This window comes from Rhizobium sp. NRK18 (assembly GCF_024385575.1).
In the GTDB taxonomy this organism is placed as follows: domain Bacteria; phylum Pseudomonadota; class Alphaproteobacteria; order Rhizobiales; family Rhizobiaceae; genus JANFMV01.
This window is the reverse complement of record NZ_JANFMV010000001.1, coordinates 1744104-1760088: the sequence shown is the minus strand read 5'-3', so window position 1 is coordinate 1760088 and position 15985 is coordinate 1744104. Positions and strand designations below refer to the sequence as shown.

The 15985-nt window shown below is 60.4% G+C and carries 20 protein-coding genes; 12 read left to right on the top strand and 8 right to left on the bottom strand.

Going from position 1 to position 15985, the window contains the following annotated elements; genetic code table 11:
• Window positions 1-111 precede the first annotated feature (111 nt).
• Complete coding sequence (locus NN662_RS08085; protein WP_261929775.1) at window positions 112-1176, top strand: aldo/keto reductase; 1065 nt, start codon at window positions 112-114, stop codon at window positions 1174-1176.
• Window positions 1177-1243: 67 nt separating this feature from the next.
• Here NN662_RS08085 and NN662_RS08080 read toward each other — a convergent pair whose 3' ends face one another.
• On the bottom strand, window positions 1244-2464 hold the full coding sequence (locus NN662_RS08080) for a PLP-dependent aminotransferase family protein (RefSeq protein WP_261929774.1): 1221 nt from the start codon (window positions 2462-2464) through the stop codon (window positions 1244-1246).
• A gap of 140 nt (window positions 2465-2604) precedes the next feature.
• Window positions 2605-3231, bottom strand: coding sequence for a TetR/AcrR family transcriptional regulator (locus NN662_RS08075; protein ID WP_261929773.1), 627 nt, complete (start codon window positions 3229-3231; stop codon window positions 2605-2607).
• Window positions 3232-3369: 138 nt separating this feature from the next.
• Here NN662_RS08075 and NN662_RS08070 point away from each other — a divergent pair, with 138 nt between their 5' ends.
• The 3 genes from NN662_RS08070 to NN662_RS08060 all read left to right on the top strand — a co-directional run bounded on the left by NN662_RS08070 (window position 3370) and on the right by NN662_RS08060 (window position 5129).
• On the top strand, window positions 3370-3771 hold the full coding sequence (locus NN662_RS08070; protein WP_261929772.1) for a cupin domain-containing protein: 402 nt from the start codon (window positions 3370-3372) through the stop codon (window positions 3769-3771).
• Window positions 3772-3798: 27 nt separating this feature from the next.
• On the top strand, window positions 3799-4182 hold the full coding sequence (locus NN662_RS08065) for a hypothetical protein (protein WP_261929771.1): 384 nt from the start codon (window positions 3799-3801) through the stop codon (window positions 4180-4182).
• A gap of 197 nt (window positions 4183-4379) precedes the next feature.
• The gene (locus NN662_RS08060) at window positions 4380-5129 is read left to right on the top strand and encodes an NYN domain-containing protein (RefSeq protein ID WP_261929770.1); all 750 of its coding nucleotides are present in this window, start codon (window positions 4380-4382) and stop codon (window positions 5127-5129) included.
• A 111-nt stretch (window positions 5130-5240) separates the two neighbouring features.
• On the opposite strand, the gene ilvC is transcribed toward NN662_RS08060, so the two are convergent.
• Window positions 5241-6260 (bottom strand): ketol-acid reductoisomerase, encoded by a 1020-nt coding sequence (ilvC, locus tag NN662_RS08055; RefSeq protein WP_261929769.1) that lies wholly within the window; start codon window positions 6258-6260, stop codon window positions 5241-5243.
• Window positions 6261-6312: 52 nt separating this feature from the next.
• A complete protein-coding gene (locus NN662_RS08050; protein WP_261929768.1) occupies window positions 6313-6954 on the bottom strand; it encodes a TetR/AcrR family transcriptional regulator in 642 nt (213 codons plus the stop codon).
• A gap of 614 nt (window positions 6955-7568) precedes the next feature.
• Between NN662_RS08050 and NN662_RS08045 the strand changes: the two genes are divergently transcribed.
• The 4 genes from NN662_RS08045 to NN662_RS08030 are packed head-to-tail and all read left to right on the top strand — an operon-like array spanning window position 7569 to window position 8719.
• Complete coding sequence (locus NN662_RS08045; RefSeq protein ID WP_261929767.1) at window positions 7569-7817, top strand: hypothetical protein; 249 nt, start codon at window positions 7569-7571, stop codon at window positions 7815-7817.
• A gap of 51 nt (window positions 7818-7868) precedes the next feature.
• The gene (locus tag NN662_RS08040) at window positions 7869-8117 is read left to right on the top strand and encodes a hypothetical protein (protein WP_261929766.1); all 249 of its coding nucleotides are present in this window, start codon (window positions 7869-7871) and stop codon (window positions 8115-8117) included.
• A gap of 51 nt (window positions 8118-8168) precedes the next feature.
• The gene (locus NN662_RS08035) at window positions 8169-8417 is read left to right on the top strand and encodes a hypothetical protein (protein WP_261929765.1); all 249 of its coding nucleotides are present in this window, start codon (window positions 8169-8171) and stop codon (window positions 8415-8417) included.
• A gap of 50 nt (window positions 8418-8467) precedes the next feature.
• On the top strand, window positions 8468-8719 hold the full coding sequence (locus tag NN662_RS08030) for a hypothetical protein (RefSeq protein ID WP_261929764.1): 252 nt from the start codon (window positions 8468-8470) through the stop codon (window positions 8717-8719).
• An 87-nt stretch (window positions 8720-8806) separates the two neighbouring features.
• On the opposite strand, the gene NN662_RS08025 is transcribed toward NN662_RS08030, so the two are convergent.
• Window positions 8807-9199 carry a winged helix-turn-helix transcriptional regulator gene (locus NN662_RS08025; RefSeq protein WP_261931904.1) on the bottom strand — a complete coding sequence of 131 codons (393 nt, stop codon included), beginning with the start codon at window positions 9197-9199 and terminating at the stop codon, window positions 8807-8809.
• Between the two features lie 175 nt (window positions 9200-9374).
• Here NN662_RS08025 and NN662_RS08020 point away from each other — a divergent pair, with 175 nt between their 5' ends.
• The gene (locus tag NN662_RS08020) at window positions 9375-10256 is read left to right on the top strand and encodes an SDR family oxidoreductase (RefSeq protein WP_261929763.1); all 882 of its coding nucleotides are present in this window, start codon (window positions 9375-9377) and stop codon (window positions 10254-10256) included.
• Between the two features lie 81 nt (window positions 10257-10337).
• Here NN662_RS08020 and NN662_RS08015 read toward each other — a convergent pair whose 3' ends face one another.
• Entirely contained in the window at window positions 10338-11090 is a 753-nt protein-coding gene (locus NN662_RS08015) for a pyridoxine 5'-phosphate synthase (RefSeq protein ID WP_261929762.1), read from the bottom strand.
• A 432-nt stretch (window positions 11091-11522) separates the two neighbouring features.
• Between NN662_RS08015 and NN662_RS08010 the strand changes: the two genes are divergently transcribed.
• Window positions 11523-12206, top strand: coding sequence for a MerR family transcriptional regulator (locus tag NN662_RS08010; RefSeq protein ID WP_261929761.1), 684 nt, complete (start codon window positions 11523-11525; stop codon window positions 12204-12206).
• Window positions 12207-12341: 135 nt separating this feature from the next.
• The gene (locus NN662_RS08005) at window positions 12342-12848 is read left to right on the top strand and encodes a DUF4405 domain-containing protein (protein WP_261929760.1); all 507 of its coding nucleotides are present in this window, start codon (window positions 12342-12344) and stop codon (window positions 12846-12848) included.
• A 28-nt stretch (window positions 12849-12876) separates the two neighbouring features.
• Here the strand turns inward: NN662_RS08005 and NN662_RS08000 are convergent, their stop codons facing one another.
• The gene (locus NN662_RS08000; RefSeq protein WP_261929759.1) at window positions 12877-13857 is read right to left on the bottom strand and encodes an AraC family transcriptional regulator; all 981 of its coding nucleotides are present in this window, start codon (window positions 13855-13857) and stop codon (window positions 12877-12879) included.
• A 116-nt stretch (window positions 13858-13973) separates the two neighbouring features.
• Between NN662_RS08000 and NN662_RS07995 the strand changes: the two genes are divergently transcribed.
• Window positions 13974-14858, top strand: a complete 885-nt coding sequence (locus NN662_RS07995) for an SDR family oxidoreductase (protein ID WP_261929758.1) — start codon at window positions 13974-13976, stop codon at window positions 14856-14858.
• On the opposite strand, the gene NN662_RS07990 is transcribed toward NN662_RS07995, so the two are convergent.
• The gene (locus NN662_RS07990) at window positions 14855-15982 is read right to left on the bottom strand and encodes an ATP-dependent RecD-like DNA helicase (RefSeq protein WP_261929757.1); all 1128 of its coding nucleotides are present in this window, start codon (window positions 15980-15982) and stop codon (window positions 14855-14857) included. The two genes, NN662_RS07995 and NN662_RS07990, sit on opposite strands and share 4 nt — an antisense overlap.
• Between the last annotated feature and the right edge of the window lie 3 nt (window positions 15983-15985).

Below are 15985 nucleotides of genomic sequence, written 5' to 3'. Positions count from 1 at the left end.
GATCCAGAGCCCGGCAACGGTTTCCGCGAACCGATCCGTTTCGCTGGCCGCTGCCCTTGGCAAATGCGTGCCGCTTGCTACTTCTACCCTCGAAAACGAAGGAGGACTCACATGCAATATCGCCAGCTTGGAAATTCCGGTCTCAAGGTTTCGGTGCTGACCATGGGCACGATGACGATCGGCGGCCAGGGCGCGTTCAAGGCGACCGGCAATACCGGCAGCAACGGGGCCGAACGGCAGGTCGACATCTGCCTCGATGCGGGCATCAACCTGATCGATACGGCGGACGCCTATTCGGCGGGTACCTCGGAAGAGGTGATCGGCGATATCCTGTCGCGCAACGGCCGCCGCCAGAAGTCGCTGATCGCCACCAAGGTCCGCTTTCCGATGGGAGACGGCCCGAACGATCGCGGCCTTTCGCGCCATCACATCATCAGCGGCTGCGAAGCGAGCCTGAAACGCCTGAAGACCGATACGATCGATCTCTACCAGGTCCATGAATGGGACGGCCTGACGCCGGTCGAGGAAACCATGGAGGCGCTCGACATTCTGGTGAAGCACGGCAAGGTCCGTTACGTCGGCTGCTCCAATTTTGCCGCCTGGCACATTATGAAGGGCCTTGGCTTCAGCGAGCGCAAGGGGTTGTCGCGCTTCGTCAGCCAGCAGATCCACTACACGCTGGAAGCCCGCGAGGCAGAATACGAGCTCGTGCCGCTGTCGGTCGATCAGGGTCTCGGCATCCTCGTCTGGAGCCCCCTTGCCGGTGGCCTTCTGTCTGGCAAGCATCGCCGCAACAAGGAGACGCCGGAAGACAGCCGCCAGTTCGCCGGCTGGACCGAACCGCCGATCCGCGACGAGAACCGGCTGTGGGACATCGTCGATACGCTGGTGGAGATCGGCGACGCGCATGGCGTTTCCGCCGCGCAGGTGACGCTCGCCTGGATGCTGTCGCGCCCCTGGGTCACTTCGCTCGTCATCGGCGGACGCACCGAGGCCCAGTTCAAGGACAATGTCGCAGCTGCAGAGCTGAAGCTTTCGCAAGACGAGATCGACCGCCTCGAAAAGGTCAGCCGCCCGCCGCTCCTCTATCCCTACTGGCACCAGGCCAATACGGCGAGCGACAGGCTCGGCCCTGCCGATCTCGCCTTGCTCGGACCGTTCCTGAAGGATGCCTGATCACCTCGCCTCCGGCCCTTGCCGGCCGGAGGCCAAACTGCAGCGCTCCGGCCTGTGGGTCCGGTGACTATCCAGCCAGTTCCGCTAAGAGAAGCCGGCCAAGGCGCTCTATGCCGGTGTCGATCATCTGGTCGTCGGCACACGAGAAGCTGAGCCGAAGCGTGTTGGCGCCCGATCCGTCGGCGTGAAATGCCTTGCCGGGAACGAAGGCGATGCGATGATCGCGGATTGCCTTGGCCAGAAGATCGGCGCCGTCCATGCCGTCAGGCAGCGTCACCCAGAGAAACATGCCGCCCTCCGGCTTCGTCCAGCTGACACCCTTCGGCATATGCCGCTCCATCGCCCGCAGCATGTGCGTGCGCCTGTGGCCATAGGTCTGTCGCAGTGTGGCGACCTGCTCGTCGAAGGTGTTTTTCGCGACCTCGGCGACGACCATCTGATTGATCGTCGAGGAATGCAGGTCGGAGGCCTGCTTGATCAGCACCATCTTGGAGATGACCTGCTTCGCGGCCACGACCCAGCCGACGCGGAGCCCCGGCGCCAGCGTCTTGGAGAAGGTGCCGCAATAGAGCGTGCGCGTCTTTTCGATGTCGCCGCCATTGCGGGCGATGTCGAGCGCCAGGATCGGCGCGACGCTTTCCCCGTCATAGCGCAGTTGCTGGTAGGCGGCGTCCTCGATCACAGGAATGTCGAGCGCCTCGGCCAGGTCGAGGATTTTTTCGCGCGCGGCGACCGGGATCGTCTCGCCAGTCGGATTGGAAAATTCCGGCACGCAGTAGGCGAATTTCACGCCCCCGCCCGCCTTCTCCGCAGCCTCGACATAGGAGGTCGGTTCGCGGTTGGCGAGAATATCCAGCCGGTCATAGGTCGGCTCGTAGGCGTTGAAGGCGCCGAGCGCACCGAGATAGGTCGGCCATGAGACAAGCGCCGTATCCTTCGGCGACAGGAAAAGCTTGCCGGCATAATCCAGTACCTGCTGCGAACCCGATGTGATCAGCACGTTCTCGGCGGTGCAGTCTATGCCGATCGCCTGCATGCGCGTGACGATCCACTCCCTGAGCGGGCGATAGCCTTCGCTCACCGAATATTGCAGCGCGGCATTCGCCTGTTCGCCGCCAAGCACCTTGGCAAACGCGGCATTTACCGCCTCCTTGGGAAACAGCTTGGCATCCGGAATGCCGCCGGCAAACGAGATGATATCCGGCTGTTCCAGAAGCTTCAGAAGCTCGCGGATTTCCGATGCCTTCATGCGCGACGCGCGCGTGGCGAAGACGCTTTCCCAGTCCATGACGTGTGTTTCCTGTTTATCAGTTATCACACGATATCAGCATGCAAACCCATATATGTCAACAATGCTGACCTATGTGGGTTTGTCGTTATTTTGGAATGAGTTAATGCCGTTTCGTCGACGCCGATATGCGCCGAAACTCACTTGTGAGTGTTGGCCAGAACGCCTGCAAGCAACATCCGCGCCGCCCAGACGGACACCTCCCGCGCCTTGGCTGGAGAGAGTTCACAGATGTCCTTCAACACCACCTGCGTCTCGATGCCCGTCATCAGCGACAGGCCGTGGATCAGCCGTTCATAGTCTTTCGCGGGCAAGTCCTTTTTCAATGGCTCAAGCGCCTGGCGCAGCCAGATCAAGCGTCGACCGCCACGCTTGGTCGCACTCTTGCCGGTGGCGGAACTCGCGAGAAGCGCGCGAAACATCGGTTCGTTGTCTTCCACCATTCCAAAGATCTGGTCGACGACATCCGCGAGTCGGTCTTCTGGGCCCTTGTCGACATCGACGGCATTCGGCAATTCGAAGGTGATGTTGCGCGCGACCGCATCCAGCGCCGCCTCCCGGATCAACTCCTCCGGCGTCGAGAAGTAGCGATACGCGGTCGCACGCGAAATGCCGGCATGATCCGCCACTTCCGCAACGGACGGCTGAAGCCCCTGCTCCGTCATTTCCTGTGCGGCCCGCAGCAATTCGGCACGCGTCCTGCGCTTCTGATTCACGCGCTCATGGCTCTTGTCTTGACTCGTCATGCAATCCTCTTTATGAGACATTTATCTCATTACGAGTTCAACGTATCACAATCATGGAAAGATACAAACATGCAAAACGCCACATCTGAATGCCCATCCGCACCGCCGAGAGGTCAAACCATCGTTCACTTCCTCGGGAACCTTCTGACCTTCCGCGCCATGACCCGTGACACCGACGGGTCCTTCACGCTCACCGAGTGCCTGACCGCACCCGGCGCAGGTGCCCCCCTGCACCGCCAGGACGACGAGGAGGCCTTCCTCGTGCTCTGCGGGCGCTATGAAATCACCATCAATGGCGAAACCCGCATCTGCGAGGCTGGCGACTTCGCCTATGTACCGCCTAAGGCCGTTCACACCTTCCGCAATCCGGGCGACAAGCCGGCCAAGATGCTGATCGTCAACCTGCCGGGCGGCATGCATGAGGGCTTCTTCATGACGGTGGGCGACCCGGTGAAGGCCGGAGATACCGCCTATGAGGACATGGGGCCGCCCGATTTCGGCCTTCTGGCACAGACCGCCGCCCGGTTCGGCATCGAGATCCTGCCGCCGCAAGCGGCATGACGGCGTGTCACCGGAGAGGGACCAACCATGCATAAACTCGCGCATTTCTGCTTCGTTTCGGCCGCCGTCTACGCCTTCCTCGGCATGGCGCTCGGAATTACCATGGCCGCGTCGCACGACCACACGCTGACGCCGGTGCATGCCCACCTCAACCTGCTCGGCTGGGTATCGATGGCGATTTTCGGACTGTTCTATCAGGCTGCCCCGCACATCGCCGGACGCCGGATCGCCCGCATCCATGTCGGCTTCGCAACGCTATCGATCTGGCTGCTCATCCCCGGCATTGCGCTTGCCAATCTGGGCATGACCGAGGGTCTCGCCATCATCGGCTCATTTGCGACCATCCTGTCGATGGGCCTGTTCGTCGCGATTACGCTGATGGCACGGAAGTCGAATGTCACCGAAAAGTGACTGACATTATAATGGGACTATCAATGCTGCCGGAGATGGCGACCTCTCCGGCTTTTTTTCTTTCCGCCGTTTGGTGACTTTTGCTCAGTTACCTATCCTCCTCTCACCCCGCTTCACATGTCTCCAGACCGAAACCGTTTCCCGTTTTGCGGACAGTCGGATAGCGTTGGACAACGACAAGCAGAAAGGAAACACCCATGGCTTCAGAGCGCCGCTCCCAACGCCTCGCCGTTCTCATCGACGCCGACAACACCTCGGCGAAGATCGCCAATGCGCTGTTTGAGGAGGTCGCCAAGATCGGCGAAGCGAGCGTGCGCAGAATTTACGGCGACTTTTCCAGCACGCGAATGAAATCCTGGTCCGACGTGCTGTCTCAGCACGCCATCATTCCCCAGCAGCAATTCGCCTATACGACCGGCAAGAACGCTTCCGACATCACGCTGGTCATCGACGCCATGGACCTCCTGCACAGCGGCAGGTTCGACGGCTTCTGCCTCGTATCATCCGACAGCGACTTCACCCGCCTTGCCTCCCGTATCCGCGAACAGGGCATTGATGTCTTCGGCTTCGGCGAGCAGAAGACGCCCGAGAGTTTTCGCCAGGCCTGCAAGCGCTTCATTTATACAGAAAACCTGCTGCCCGGCGCTGCAAACGGCACGACAGACGAACAGAATCCTGAAAAGCATCCTCTTCAGCCACCGTCGGCCTCAGTTCCGATCATCCGGAAAGTTTTGAAGCAAATGGACTCCGAGGATGGCTGGGTACCGCTCGGCACTGTCGGCCAGCAACTCTCCAATCTCGCTTCCGATTTCGATCCCCGCACCTATGGAACAAGCAAGCTCAGCGATCTGGTGCGAAAGACCGGCGCCTTTGACTTGGAGCAGCCGCAGGGCGGTGCGCTAAGGATTCGCATAAAGATGGCGCCGGGTAAAAAGAAACCAGCTTAGCCGCCTGCTATGGATGCCACTCGGTGGAGAACAAGCCGCGGTATTCTTTGAAACAAAAAGGCCGGGGAAGTCGCCCTCCCCGGCTTCGTCATTCGCAGTATGCGAAAAAGATCAGTTGCGGGCCTTGTCGACCAGCGCGCCCTTCTTGATCCAGGGCATCATGCCACGCAGCTTTTCGCCGACTTCTTCGATCTGGTGCTTGTCGTTCATGCGGCGGATGCCCTTGAAGCGGGCTGCACCCGAATGCCATTCCTGCATCCACTCGGAGGTGAACTTGCCGGTCTGGATGTCGTGCAGGACGCGCTTCATTTCAGCCTTCGTTTCAGCCGTGATGATGCGCGGGCCGGTGACGTATTCGCCCCACTCGGCCGTGTTCGAGATCGAGTAGTTCATGTTGGCGATGCCGCCTTCATAGATCAGGTCGACGATCAGCTTCACTTCGTGCAGGCATTCGAAGTATGCCATTTCCGGAGCATAGCCGCCTTCGACCAGCGTTTCGAAGCCGGCGCGGATCAACTCGACGAGACCGCCGCACAGAACGACCTGCTCGCCGAACAGGTCGGTTTCGCATTCTTCCTGGAAGCTGGTTTCGATGATGCCGGAACGGCCGCCGCCAACGCCGCAGGCGTAGGACAGGGCAACTTCAAGAGCATTGCCGGAAGCGTTCTGGTGAACGGCGACCAGGCACGGCACGCCGCCGCCCTTCTGGTATTCGCCGCGAACGGTGTGGCCAGGCCCCTTCGGCGCGATCATGACGACGTCGACCGAAGCCTTGGGCTCGATCAGGCCGAAATGTACGTTGAGGCCGTGGGCGAATGCGATGGCGGCGCCGTCGCGGATGTTCGGAGCGATTTCCGACTTGTAGATGCCGGCCTGCAGCTCGTCAGGCGTCGCCATCATCATCAGGTCGGCCCAGCCGGCCGCTTCGGCAACCGTCATGACCTTGAAGCCGTCGGCCTCTGCCTTCTTGGCGGTGGCGGAACCGGCCTTCAGGGCGATTGCCACGTTCTGGGCACCCGAATCCTTCAGGTTCAGCGCATGGGCGCGGCCCTGCGAACCGTAACCGATGATGGCAACCTTCTTGGCCTTGATGAGATTGAGATCTGCATCCTGATCGTAATAGACGCGCATTGAATTTTCCTTCCCTTTGCTGTCCGTTATCTGTTCATTCCCGCACGCGACATCACATCGCGGCAATTGTCTTCTCCGTGCCGTAGAGCTTGAGGAAGGCGGTGACCGCCTTCTCCGCCCGCGCGGCATAGGTCTTCGTGTCGATCGTTTCGCCGAGCAGCATGCGCACATGCAGGTCGGCGACGATCAGGCCGTAGAGCGCCTCATAGGCCTCGGCGCCGCTTTCAAACTGCAGTAGCCCGTCGCGGCGGCCGTGGTCGAGCAGCGCCCGCGCCCTGCGATCGATCTGCCGGCGCCCGCGCTCGAGAAGCAGCTCGCCCAGCTTGGCGCCGTCGCGGCTCGTCTGGCCGATCGCCAGCCGGTTGAGCGCCAGTGACACGTCTCCATGGAGCACGTCAAGCAGATCGCTGGCAAAACGCAGAAGATGCTTGCGCAAGTCATCCGTCGACAGCCGCTCGCCCGCCGGCTCGTAAGCCCTGACCTTGGCGGCCTGATGAGTGATCATCGCCGACAGGAGACCGTCGCGGTCGCCGAACCACTTATAGAGACTCTCCTTCGAGCAGTTCGCCGCGCGCGCCAGGCCGGACGTGGTCAGAGCCTTTTCGCCACCGGCGACAAGCAGGTGCAGCGCCGCTTCCAGCACTTCATTCTGCCTGGGAGAGAACTCCCCTGTATTTGCGGATCCGTCGAGCACGTCAACTCCTCAAGGTACCGTACGGTACGGTTCTGTCGTTTATGCTTCATACCGCCACCTTTCGTCAAGCCCCCTTAAGCGGCCGACAATGCCTAAACATAATGACATCCAGTCGGCGGCCATCCTGCGATGCCAGGTGAAGCCGCTCCGAAACGACAGGCTTCGTCCGCCATCGATGCGTGAGAAGAATTTTATCGCTCCAGCGGACACATTGCCGAAGCCGGTTTCGCAGCGGATCGGACCCGCTCCGCGATTCCCTCGCCCTCAAATCCGCTTCAACCCAAAAGCGAATCTCGCCGGGCGGGGAATTTCATGGCCGATGGCGTGTTTGAGGACACCGGAATGGCCTAGAATAGAGATTGTTTAACGCTGAACACAGCGTTCAGAAGATCCGAACAACATATTTTTCAATCATACGATTGAGTTATTTTTCCATATTTTTCAAGCACTTCCCTTCATATGGCTGTCACAGAAGCCGGGCGAAAACGCAGAATCTGACAAAAAATTAATAAGGGAGACGATTGAAAATTCTGAAAATGAGCATATTTCTTATTCAGTCGCTTGATTAAAACGACTGGCCACGAAGGCCACAAGATACTGAAAGGAATAGAGAAATGAAAAAGCTTATTGCAGCAACCCTCGTTATCGCAGCCGCTGGCGCTTCCTCTGCATTCGCTCTGGAGCCCATCAAGGGCAGCCTCAACTACGGCAACTCGAACGAAGTGCATCTGACCAAGGCTCCGGCCGGCAGCGTCTTCACCCACCAGTTCTACGACGAACAGGGCAATCAGGTGAACGAACTCTACAAGGTTCAGCAGGGCGGCACGGTCGACCTCGTCAACCGCCAGGTGACCGACAACTAAGTCGGTCCCTCCCCTCAAAAGACAGACATTGAAATCAAAAGGAATAGAACAATGAACAAGCTTATTGCAGCAACCGTCCTCATCGCCGCAGCCGGCGCTTCCTCCGCCTTCGCTCTGGAGCCGATCAAGGGCAGCCTCAACTACGGCAACTCGAACGAAGTGCATCTGACCAAGGCTCCGGCCGGCAGCGTCTTCACCCACCAGTTCTACGACGAACAGGGCAATCAGGTGAACGAACTCTACAAGGTTCAGCAGGGCGGCACGGTCGACCTCGTCAACCGCCAGGTGACCGACAACTAAGTCGGTCCCTCCCCTCAAAAGACAGACATTGAAATCAAAAGGAATAGAACAATGAACAAGCTTATTGCAGCAACCGTCCTCATCGCCGCAGCCGGCGCTTCCTCCGCCTTCGCTCTGGAGCCGATCAAGGGCAGCCTCAACTACGGCAACTCGAACGAAGTGCATCTGACCAAGGCTCCGGCCGGCAGCGTCTTCACCCACCAGTTCTACGACGAACAGGGCAACCAGGTGAAGGAACTCTATAAGGTGCAGCAGGGCGGCTCCGTCGACCTCGTCAACCGCCAGGTGACCAACGACTAAGTCGGTCCCTCCCCTCAAAGACAAACATTGAAATCAAAAGGAATAAGACAATGAAGAAGCTTATTGCAGCAACCGTCCTCATCGCAGCAGCTGGCGCTTCCTCGGCTTTCGCTCTGGAACCCATCAAGGGCAGCCTCAACTACGGCAACTCCGACGAAGTTCACCTGACCAAGGCTCCGGCCGGTAGTGTTTTCACCCACGAATTCTACGACCAGCAGGGCAACCAGGTGGAAGAACTCTACAAGGTGCAGCAGGGCGGCTCCGTCGAACTGGTCAATCGCACCACTCTGAACGACAAGTAAGCATTGATCGCTTGCCGACCTCAAAGCCCCGGGCCTGCGCCCGGGGTTTAATGTTTTCCGTTCCGCTTCGGGATCTGCCGGCCCGAATTATTCGGCCTGCGCCAAGGCATCATAATGCGAACGCAACTGCTTGATGTGGCCGTGATTGCTTTCCGCCCACACCACGAGCGCCTTTAGCGGCGTCATGAACGAGCAACCGAGATCTGTCAGCGCGTATTCGACGCTCGGAGGCTGCGTCGGATAGACCGTCCGCGAGATATAGCCGTCCCGCTGCAAGTCCCGCAATGTCTGCGTCAGCATCCGCTGCGAGATGTCGGGCACCAGCCGCCGCAGTTGACCGAAACGCATCGGCCCGTCATCGAGCGCGAGCAGCAGCAATGAACTCCACTTCCCGCTGATCTTGTCCATCACGTCGCGCACGGGGCATTGTCCTCCGTCGAACGTCTTGCCGCGCATGAATCCGTTGCCGTCGATCACCATGCCGGACTTCGCCGCGAGTGCTGTTTTGTTCATGCCATGGTTCCCTGCGTGTAACCTTCTTACCCCAACATGCCTTCTTTACACAGGATATGGAAGCGATATCTAGAGCTGGTCTCGAAATGAGACCATAACCACATCGAATAACCGATACCCGCCATCGGCGAGAAGGATGAACATGACTGAGACATTGCTCGTAACGGGCGCCTCCGGAAAACTCGGCCGGGCCGTCGTCCACCATCTGCTGGATGCTGGCCATCCTGCCGGCACGATCATTGCCACCACGCGCGACGTCACCAAGCTCTCGGACCTCGCCGACAAAGGCGTCGTCGTCCGTCCGGCGACGTTCGACGATCCGCAATCGCTTCTGACGGCATTTGCCGGCGCCGACCGGCTGTTGCTGATCTCCACCGACGAACTCTCGACGCCCGGCAAGCGTCTGGTCCAGCACACCAACGCAGTCGAGTCCGCCGCCAAGGCAGGCGTGAAGCACATCGTCTATACGTCGATGCCGAAGCCGGAGCCGGGCAACGCCGTTCTCTTCGCGCCGGATCATTACGGAACGGAACAGGCGATCATTGCCAGCGGCATGGGCTACACCATCCTGCGCAACACCTGGTATCAGGAAAACCTGTTCCTGGTTCTGCCCGACGCCTTCAAGTCCGGCACGCTCTATACGTCTGCAGGCGATGGCAGGATTTCCCACATCGCGCATGCCGATTGCGCCAAGGCCGCAGCCGCCGCCCTTGCCTCGACCAGCAATGAAAACCACATCCTGACACTGACCGGGCCGGAACTCTTCACGACTGCGGAGATCGCTGCGCTGGCATCATCCATCGTCGGCAAGCCGCTTTCGGTCGTCAACCTGACCGACGAGCAACTGATCGGCGGCATGGTCGCCCATGGGCTGCCGGAACCGGTGGCGAAGGTCTTCACCTCGTTCGACATCAACACCCGCCAGGGCGGCTTCGACATCGTCACCGGCGATTTCGAAATGCTGACCGGCGAGAAGCCGCGCCCCCTCAAGGCATTCTTTGAACAGGTGAAGAGTCAGTTCTGATCGCCCGCAGACCCCATACATGAAAACGGCCGCCTCTCATCGGGCGGCCGTTTTCACGTTGAAAGACAGTATGGAGGCGCGTCAGACCGCCTCCCCGCAAGCCCGGCGATACCGGCGGACCGTTTCGGCCATGCCGTATTGAAGCGCATCGGCCGTCAGCGCGTGACCGATCGAAACCTCGGCAAGGTCCGGGATGTGCTTTATCAGAAGCGGCAGGTTTTCAATGGTGAGATCGTGTCCGGCATTGACGCCAAGGCCGAATTCGCGGGCGTACCCCGCCGTCCGCCCTAGGGTCTCGGCCCATTGCCGCGCCTTGTCGGGATCGTCGTAGCAACCGCCATAGGGCCCCGTGTAGAATTCCACGCGATCCGCACCGGTCGCCTTCGCCGCCTCCATCTGCTCGCGGCTGCTGTCTCCGTCGGCAAACAGCGACACCCGCATGCCGGCCGCCTTCAACCGCGACACGACTGTCTTGAGAAACGCCATGTTCGCGAGCACATCCCAGCCATGGTCGGAGGTTGCCTGCGCCGGATCGTCGGGGACCAGCGTCACCTGTTCCGGCTGGTTTTTCTCGCAGAGCGCCAGAAACTCTTCGCTCGGATAGCCCTCGATATTGAACTCGGCGCTCGGATATTCGTCATCGATCAACGCCCTGAGAACCGGCAAGTCGGAAAAGCGGACATGCCGCTCGTCCGGCCGCGGATGCACCGTCAATCCGTATGCCCCCGCGGCTAGCGCGATACGACCAAGCTCCCGCACGCTCGGCCATGGCAGGTCGCGACGGTTTCTCAGCATGGCGATGGCATTCACATTGACGGAAAGTTTAGCGGTCATCGGCATCTCACTTGCGGATCGGGAACCATGGTGCTGGGGCGCACCAACAGCGTTTTAGGTCTTCGCGCCCCTGCAAACCAATGAAAAACGCAAATGCACCTGTGGATAAGTTTGATCACCTGCGACACCGGTCCCACTATGGCACGGCGCGACCCCGAAAACCGACCCGCAATAACGCTTCGTTGACCCTGTCACCAATAGCGGCTCGAATGTGAAGGCGAGTTCATATAGCGAAAATTATAACGATTACGACGGAAACCGAAGTGAACGCCGAACTAAAGGGGTGACAATCGCCCTCCCCAACGCATACACTGTTTCCATTCGCCTTGCTTTGAGGTCTTGATCGGGAGCGATTGGAATGGAACGCCGGTAATCCGGCATTGATGCGTGCGGAAATGGACCAGTTTGGCGGCAAAGATTGTGGGGATCGAAATGCCGGATCTGAGCAAACGCTTGCAGAAGAACGGCTCGGCAAAGAGAGCCCGCAAGACGTTTCGGTTCATGCCGTCCGTCCCGGTTCCGCCTGAACTCGACCGGGAAACCATCGCCATTGCCGACATGGCCAATGCCTTCGGCGTCACCCACCGCACCCTGCATTTCTACGAGGAAAAAGGCCTGCTGGCCTCTGACCGCGCCGGGCTGATGCGCATCTATCATGCCTCGGACGCCCGCCAGATGGCGGTCGTCAATCTCTGCCGCGAAGTCGGCATGCCCGTCGCCGACATTCAGGACCTGCTGGAACGCATCCGTTCGGCGGAAAGCCAGGAGGATGCCGACGAGACCTTTCAGGAGGCGCTGGAAGCCCGCCGGCGCGAACTGACGGCAAACATGTCGGCGCTTCATCGGCAGATGCAGCAGATCACCGATTATCTCGAGGGCGAGACCGGCGCCTCCCCCACGAACGACAACCGCACGGAACACGACCTGTCGGATGCCGAGCGCGAATGTCTCGAACTGATGGCGGAAGGCTACACGCTGACCCGCCTTTCGAGGGCGATGCAGATTTCTCCTGAAAAGGTCCAGGAGCTGGAAGTGTCGATCATTCGCAAGTTCGACGCCAACAATCGCTTCCAGGCCGTCGCCAAGGCCGTGCTGCTGGGCATCGTCAAGACCTGACACGACGGCGGATCATCCTGCCGCAGCCTTTGATCATTGTCATTCATTACAAGGATTTAACTGGCCGAGTTCTGCCGTGCGATCTACATCAGTGTCGTCTGATATTTGATGTTTTTTTGCCTAAGGAGCGCCAGAATGCCGACCCTGTTTCAACGATATGCGACCCCGTTCATCACCGGTCTCTTTCTCGTTTCCCTCATCTCCGGCATTGCGCTCTTCTTCCATTTTGGATCGGCCTATTTCCACGGGATGCACGAATGGCTCAGCATGGTGCTGATCGCCCCCTTCCTGCTGCATATCTGGAAAAACTGGCGGCCTTTCCTGAACTATCTCAAGCGTCCGCCCATGGCGATCGCTTCCGGCCTGTCCCTGGCCGCTGCCGTTGCCTTCGCCGTTCCGGCCATGACCGCGACCACTGGTGCGGGCGGCAATCCACTGGTCGCTGTCTCGCAGGCCATTACCGGCAGCACGGTCGCCAATGTCGCTCCGCTCTTCGGCCACACGCCGGAAACGCTCTCCGCGGCACTTCAGGAAAAGGGCCTGACGGTGTCCTCGACCGAAAGCACGATTGCCGACGTCGCCAAAGCGTCCGGCATCGGCGAGCGCGACATGATCTCCTACCTGGCGTCGAGCCGCAAATGATCCCATTCGGCGAGCGGAGGTCGCGCGGCTATTCGGCAGCCTCCGCTGACCGATAGGCTGCTTCGCCCGCCGGTCTGCCGCCGTCCTCCTCGTCGAGACGATCGGCGGCATGACGCGCATATTGGCGCGGCGCGCAACCCAGGACGCGCTTGAAGGCAACGCCGAAGGCGCTTTCGGATTCATAGCCAAGCCCGAGAGCGATCGACGCGACGGACACGCCGGAATGGACCAGCCGGTCGGCTGCCAGACGCATGCGCCAGAGGGCGAGATAGTCCATTGGCGACTTTCCGGTGGCCTGCTTGAACCTTTCCGCAAAGACGGTGCGCGACATGCCGGCCAGTCCGGCCAAAGCCTGCAGTGTCCAGCGGCGGGCGGGATCGGCGTGCATCGCGGCAATCGCGGCACCGAGACGCTTGTCGGTCAGGGCGAACAACCAGCCGACACCGCCGTCCGCGCCCCTGTTCATATGCAGGCGAAGGGCTTCGATCAGGATCATGTGCGCGAGATGCTGCGTGACCAGGAAGCCTCCCGGCTGCGCCGCCCGCAATTCCTGCATCATCCGTTCCACCGACCAGCGCAGCACGCCGCTGTCTTCCCGCCGACGGATGTGCACGATCGGCGGAAGCATGCTCAGCAAGATATGCGCATGGTCTCCGGCAAGCCCGAACCGGCTGCTGACGAGCAGGAAATCGCCGCCGCCGTGGAGCGTGACCACGCCGCCGCTCCGGGCCGGAGCGAAGACGTCGGTCGCCGGGACTGCGGGAACAGACATGTCGCTCGCCATCAGGAACGGTCGGCCGGCGGCCAGCAGAAAGGAATCCCCCTCCTCGAGAAGCACCGGCGCCTCATTTTCGACAGCCAGCCAGCATCGCCCGCGAACCACGGTGCCGCATTTGATCGATTTGTGCTGATCGGGAAATTGTATCGCCCAATCGCCCTTTACATCGAAGCCGGCCGACAAGTGGTTCTTCGGCTTCAACAAGGACAGGACATCGGAAAGCGGATCCATCACCATCTCCGGACGATCGCAAGAATAATACGAACTTCAGAACATGGATCGTACCACGACTATTTTCTATGACCAGCCGGCAACATTCCATCCCCAGGTATCGAAGGAGATTTTCCATGCGGGTCTTTGTTACGGGTGCTTCCGGTTTTGTCGGATCGGCGGTTGTCGGAGAACTGATTGCAGCAGGCCATGCGGTTGCGGGGCTCGCCCGCTCGGAGGCATCCGCCAAGGCCATATCGGCGATGGGCGCCGAGGTCATTCACGGCGACCTCACCGACCTCGACAGCTTGAGGCTCGGCGCTCGAAACGCCGACGGCATCATCCACACCGGTTTCGTCCACGATTTCTCCAGGTTCAAGGAATGCTGCGAAATCGACGTCCGGGCCATCGAGGCCATGGGCTCGGTGCTCGCCGGCTCGGATCGCCTCATGCTGGTGACTTCGGGAACGGGCATCCTCACATCCGGGGTCCTGGCGACGGAAAGCAGCGTCGCATCCGGACACATTCCGCGAATGTCAGAGCAGACGGCGTTTCGGATGCTGGAATCGGGTGTGCGGGCTTCCGCAGTCCGGCTAGCCCCCTCCGTCCACGGCGTCGGCGACCACGGCTTCGTGCCGCTGCTCATCAATCTGGCCCGTGAAAAAGGCGCAGCCGCCTATATCGACGCGGGCGACAATGTCTGGCCGGGCGTCCATCGCCTTGATGCAGCGCGTCTCTATGGTCTGGCGCTTGAGAACGGCACCTCGGGCGTCGCCTATCATGCCACGGGGGAACCCGGCGTTCCGTTCCGCAAGATCGCCGAAGTCATCGGCCGCCGGCTCGGCCTGCCGGTCGTCTCGAAATCCGGTCAGGACGCCATCGATCATTTCGGCTGGTTTGCCCATTTTGCCGAGCTCGACAATCCGTCCTCGAGCGAATGGACCCGGCAAGCGCTCGGCTGGACGCCGACAGGTCCGGATCTTCTGACGGACCTGGATCAGCCGGCCTATTTCGAAGGTTAGCGAACGATCGTCAGGGTCTCGGCGGCGCGGGTGACGGCGGTGTAAAGCCAGCGCTCGCGCGTGTCGCGAAAGGCAAAGCTCTCGTCGAAGAGCACGACATTGTTCCACTGCGAACCCTGCGCCTTGTGCACGGTCAGCGCATAGCCGTAATCGAACTCGTCATAACGCTTTCGCGTCGACCACGGGATTTCCGTATCGACATCCTCGAATGCGGCCTTCAAGAGCTTGATCTTCGCCGCACCGCGATCCATGTCGTCGTCTTCCGGCTTGATCAGCAGATTGATGCCGGGCTTCACCGTCTCGCGCGACGATGTCATCACCTGCCACAAGGAACCGTTGAGCAGGCCCTTGACCTGATCGTTGCGCAGGCAGACGAGCTTGTCGCCGGCCTGCGGATAGGATGCAGTAAAGCCCTTGAGCTCGCGCAGGCGCATGTTGTAGCGGCGGCGGGTCCGGTTGGTACCGACCAGCACCTGGTCCGCCTCCAGCACCAGATCCTGCGTCACCTCGTTCTTGGAAATCACCTGGGCGGTGCCGTAATCGCCATACATGATCTCCTTGCCCTCACGCACCTGCATGGCAAGCTGGATGATCGGATTGTCTCGCGCCTGGCGATGAATGTCCGTCAGCAGGTAGTCGGGCTCCTGATTGGTGAAGAAGCCGCCGCCCGAAACCGGTGGCAGCTGCCCCGGATCCCCGAGCACCAGGATCGGCGTTCCGAAACTCATCAGGTCCTGCCCGAGCTGCTCGTCGACCATCGAGCATTCGTCGATGATGATCAGCGCGGCCTTGGCAAGCGGGCTCTGGCGATTGATCGAAAACATCGGCGAAACCGAGGTCTTGCCTGTCTCCTCGTCCTCGACCGTCTCCTCGCCGCGCGGCCGGTAGATCAACGAATGAATGGTCTTGGCATTGGAAGCACCGCGCGAACGCAGCACCTGGGCGGCCTTGCCGGTAAAGGCGGCAAACAGCACGTCGCCATCGACATGTTCGGCAAAATGCCGGGCAAGCGTCGTCTTGCCGGTTCCGGCATAGCCAAACAGCCGGAACACCGGCTGCCGGCCTTCCTTCAACCAGCGCGATACGGCCTTCAGCGCCTCATCCTGTTGCGGAGCAAATTGCATGGC

Bases quoted from the DNA above. Each gene is read 5' to 3' on its own strand.
- NN662_RS08085 (WP_261929775.1), top strand. From the start codon at position 112: ATGCAATATCGCCAGCTTGGAAATTCCGGTCTCAAGGTTTCGGTGCTG.
- NN662_RS08080 (WP_261929774.1), bottom strand. From the start codon at position 2,464: ATGGACTGGGAAAGCGTCTTCGCCACGCGCGCGTCGCGCATGAAGGCA.
- NN662_RS08075 (WP_261929773.1), bottom strand. From the start codon at position 3,231: ATGTCTCATAAAGAGGATTGCATGACGAGTCAAGACAAGAGCCATGAG.
- NN662_RS08070 (WP_261929772.1), top strand. From the start codon at position 3,370: ATGACCCGTGACACCGACGGGTCCTTCACGCTCACCGAGTGCCTGACC.
- NN662_RS08065 (WP_261929771.1), top strand. From the start codon at position 3,799: ATGCATAAACTCGCGCATTTCTGCTTCGTTTCGGCCGCCGTCTACGCC.
- NN662_RS08060 (WP_261929770.1), top strand. From the start codon at position 4,380: ATGGCTTCAGAGCGCCGCTCCCAACGCCTCGCCGTTCTCATCGACGCC.
- ilvC (WP_261929769.1), bottom strand. From the start codon at position 6,260: ATGCGCGTCTATTACGATCAGGATGCAGATCTCAATCTCATCAAGGCC.
- NN662_RS08045 (WP_261929767.1), top strand. From the start codon at position 7,569: ATGAAAAAGCTTATTGCAGCAACCCTCGTTATCGCAGCCGCTGGCGCT.
- NN662_RS08040 (WP_261929766.1), top strand. From the start codon at position 7,869: ATGAACAAGCTTATTGCAGCAACCGTCCTCATCGCCGCAGCCGGCGCT.
- NN662_RS08035 (WP_261929765.1), top strand. From the start codon at position 8,169: ATGAACAAGCTTATTGCAGCAACCGTCCTCATCGCCGCAGCCGGCGCT.
- NN662_RS08030 (WP_261929764.1), top strand. From the start codon at position 8,468: ATGAAGAAGCTTATTGCAGCAACCGTCCTCATCGCAGCAGCTGGCGCT.
- NN662_RS08025 (WP_261931904.1), bottom strand. From the start codon at position 9,199: ATGGTGATCGACGGCAACGGATTCATGCGCGGCAAGACGTTCGACGGA.
- NN662_RS08020 (WP_261929763.1), top strand. From the start codon at position 9,375: ATGACTGAGACATTGCTCGTAACGGGCGCCTCCGGAAAACTCGGCCGG.
- NN662_RS08015 (WP_261929762.1), bottom strand. From the start codon at position 11,090: ATGACCGCTAAACTTTCCGTCAATGTGAATGCCATCGCCATGCTGAGA.
- NN662_RS08010 (WP_261929761.1), top strand. From the start codon at position 11,523: ATGCCGGATCTGAGCAAACGCTTGCAGAAGAACGGCTCGGCAAAGAGA.
- NN662_RS08005 (WP_261929760.1), top strand. From the start codon at position 12,342: ATGCCGACCCTGTTTCAACGATATGCGACCCCGTTCATCACCGGTCTC.
- NN662_RS08000 (WP_261929759.1), bottom strand. From the start codon at position 13,857: ATGGATCCGCTTTCCGATGTCCTGTCCTTGTTGAAGCCGAAGAACCAC.
- NN662_RS07995 (WP_261929758.1), top strand. From the start codon at position 13,974: ATGCGGGTCTTTGTTACGGGTGCTTCCGGTTTTGTCGGATCGGCGGTT.
- NN662_RS07990 (WP_261929757.1), bottom strand. From the start codon at position 15,982: ATGCAATTTGCTCCGCAACAGGATGAGGCGCTGAAGGCCGTATCGCGC.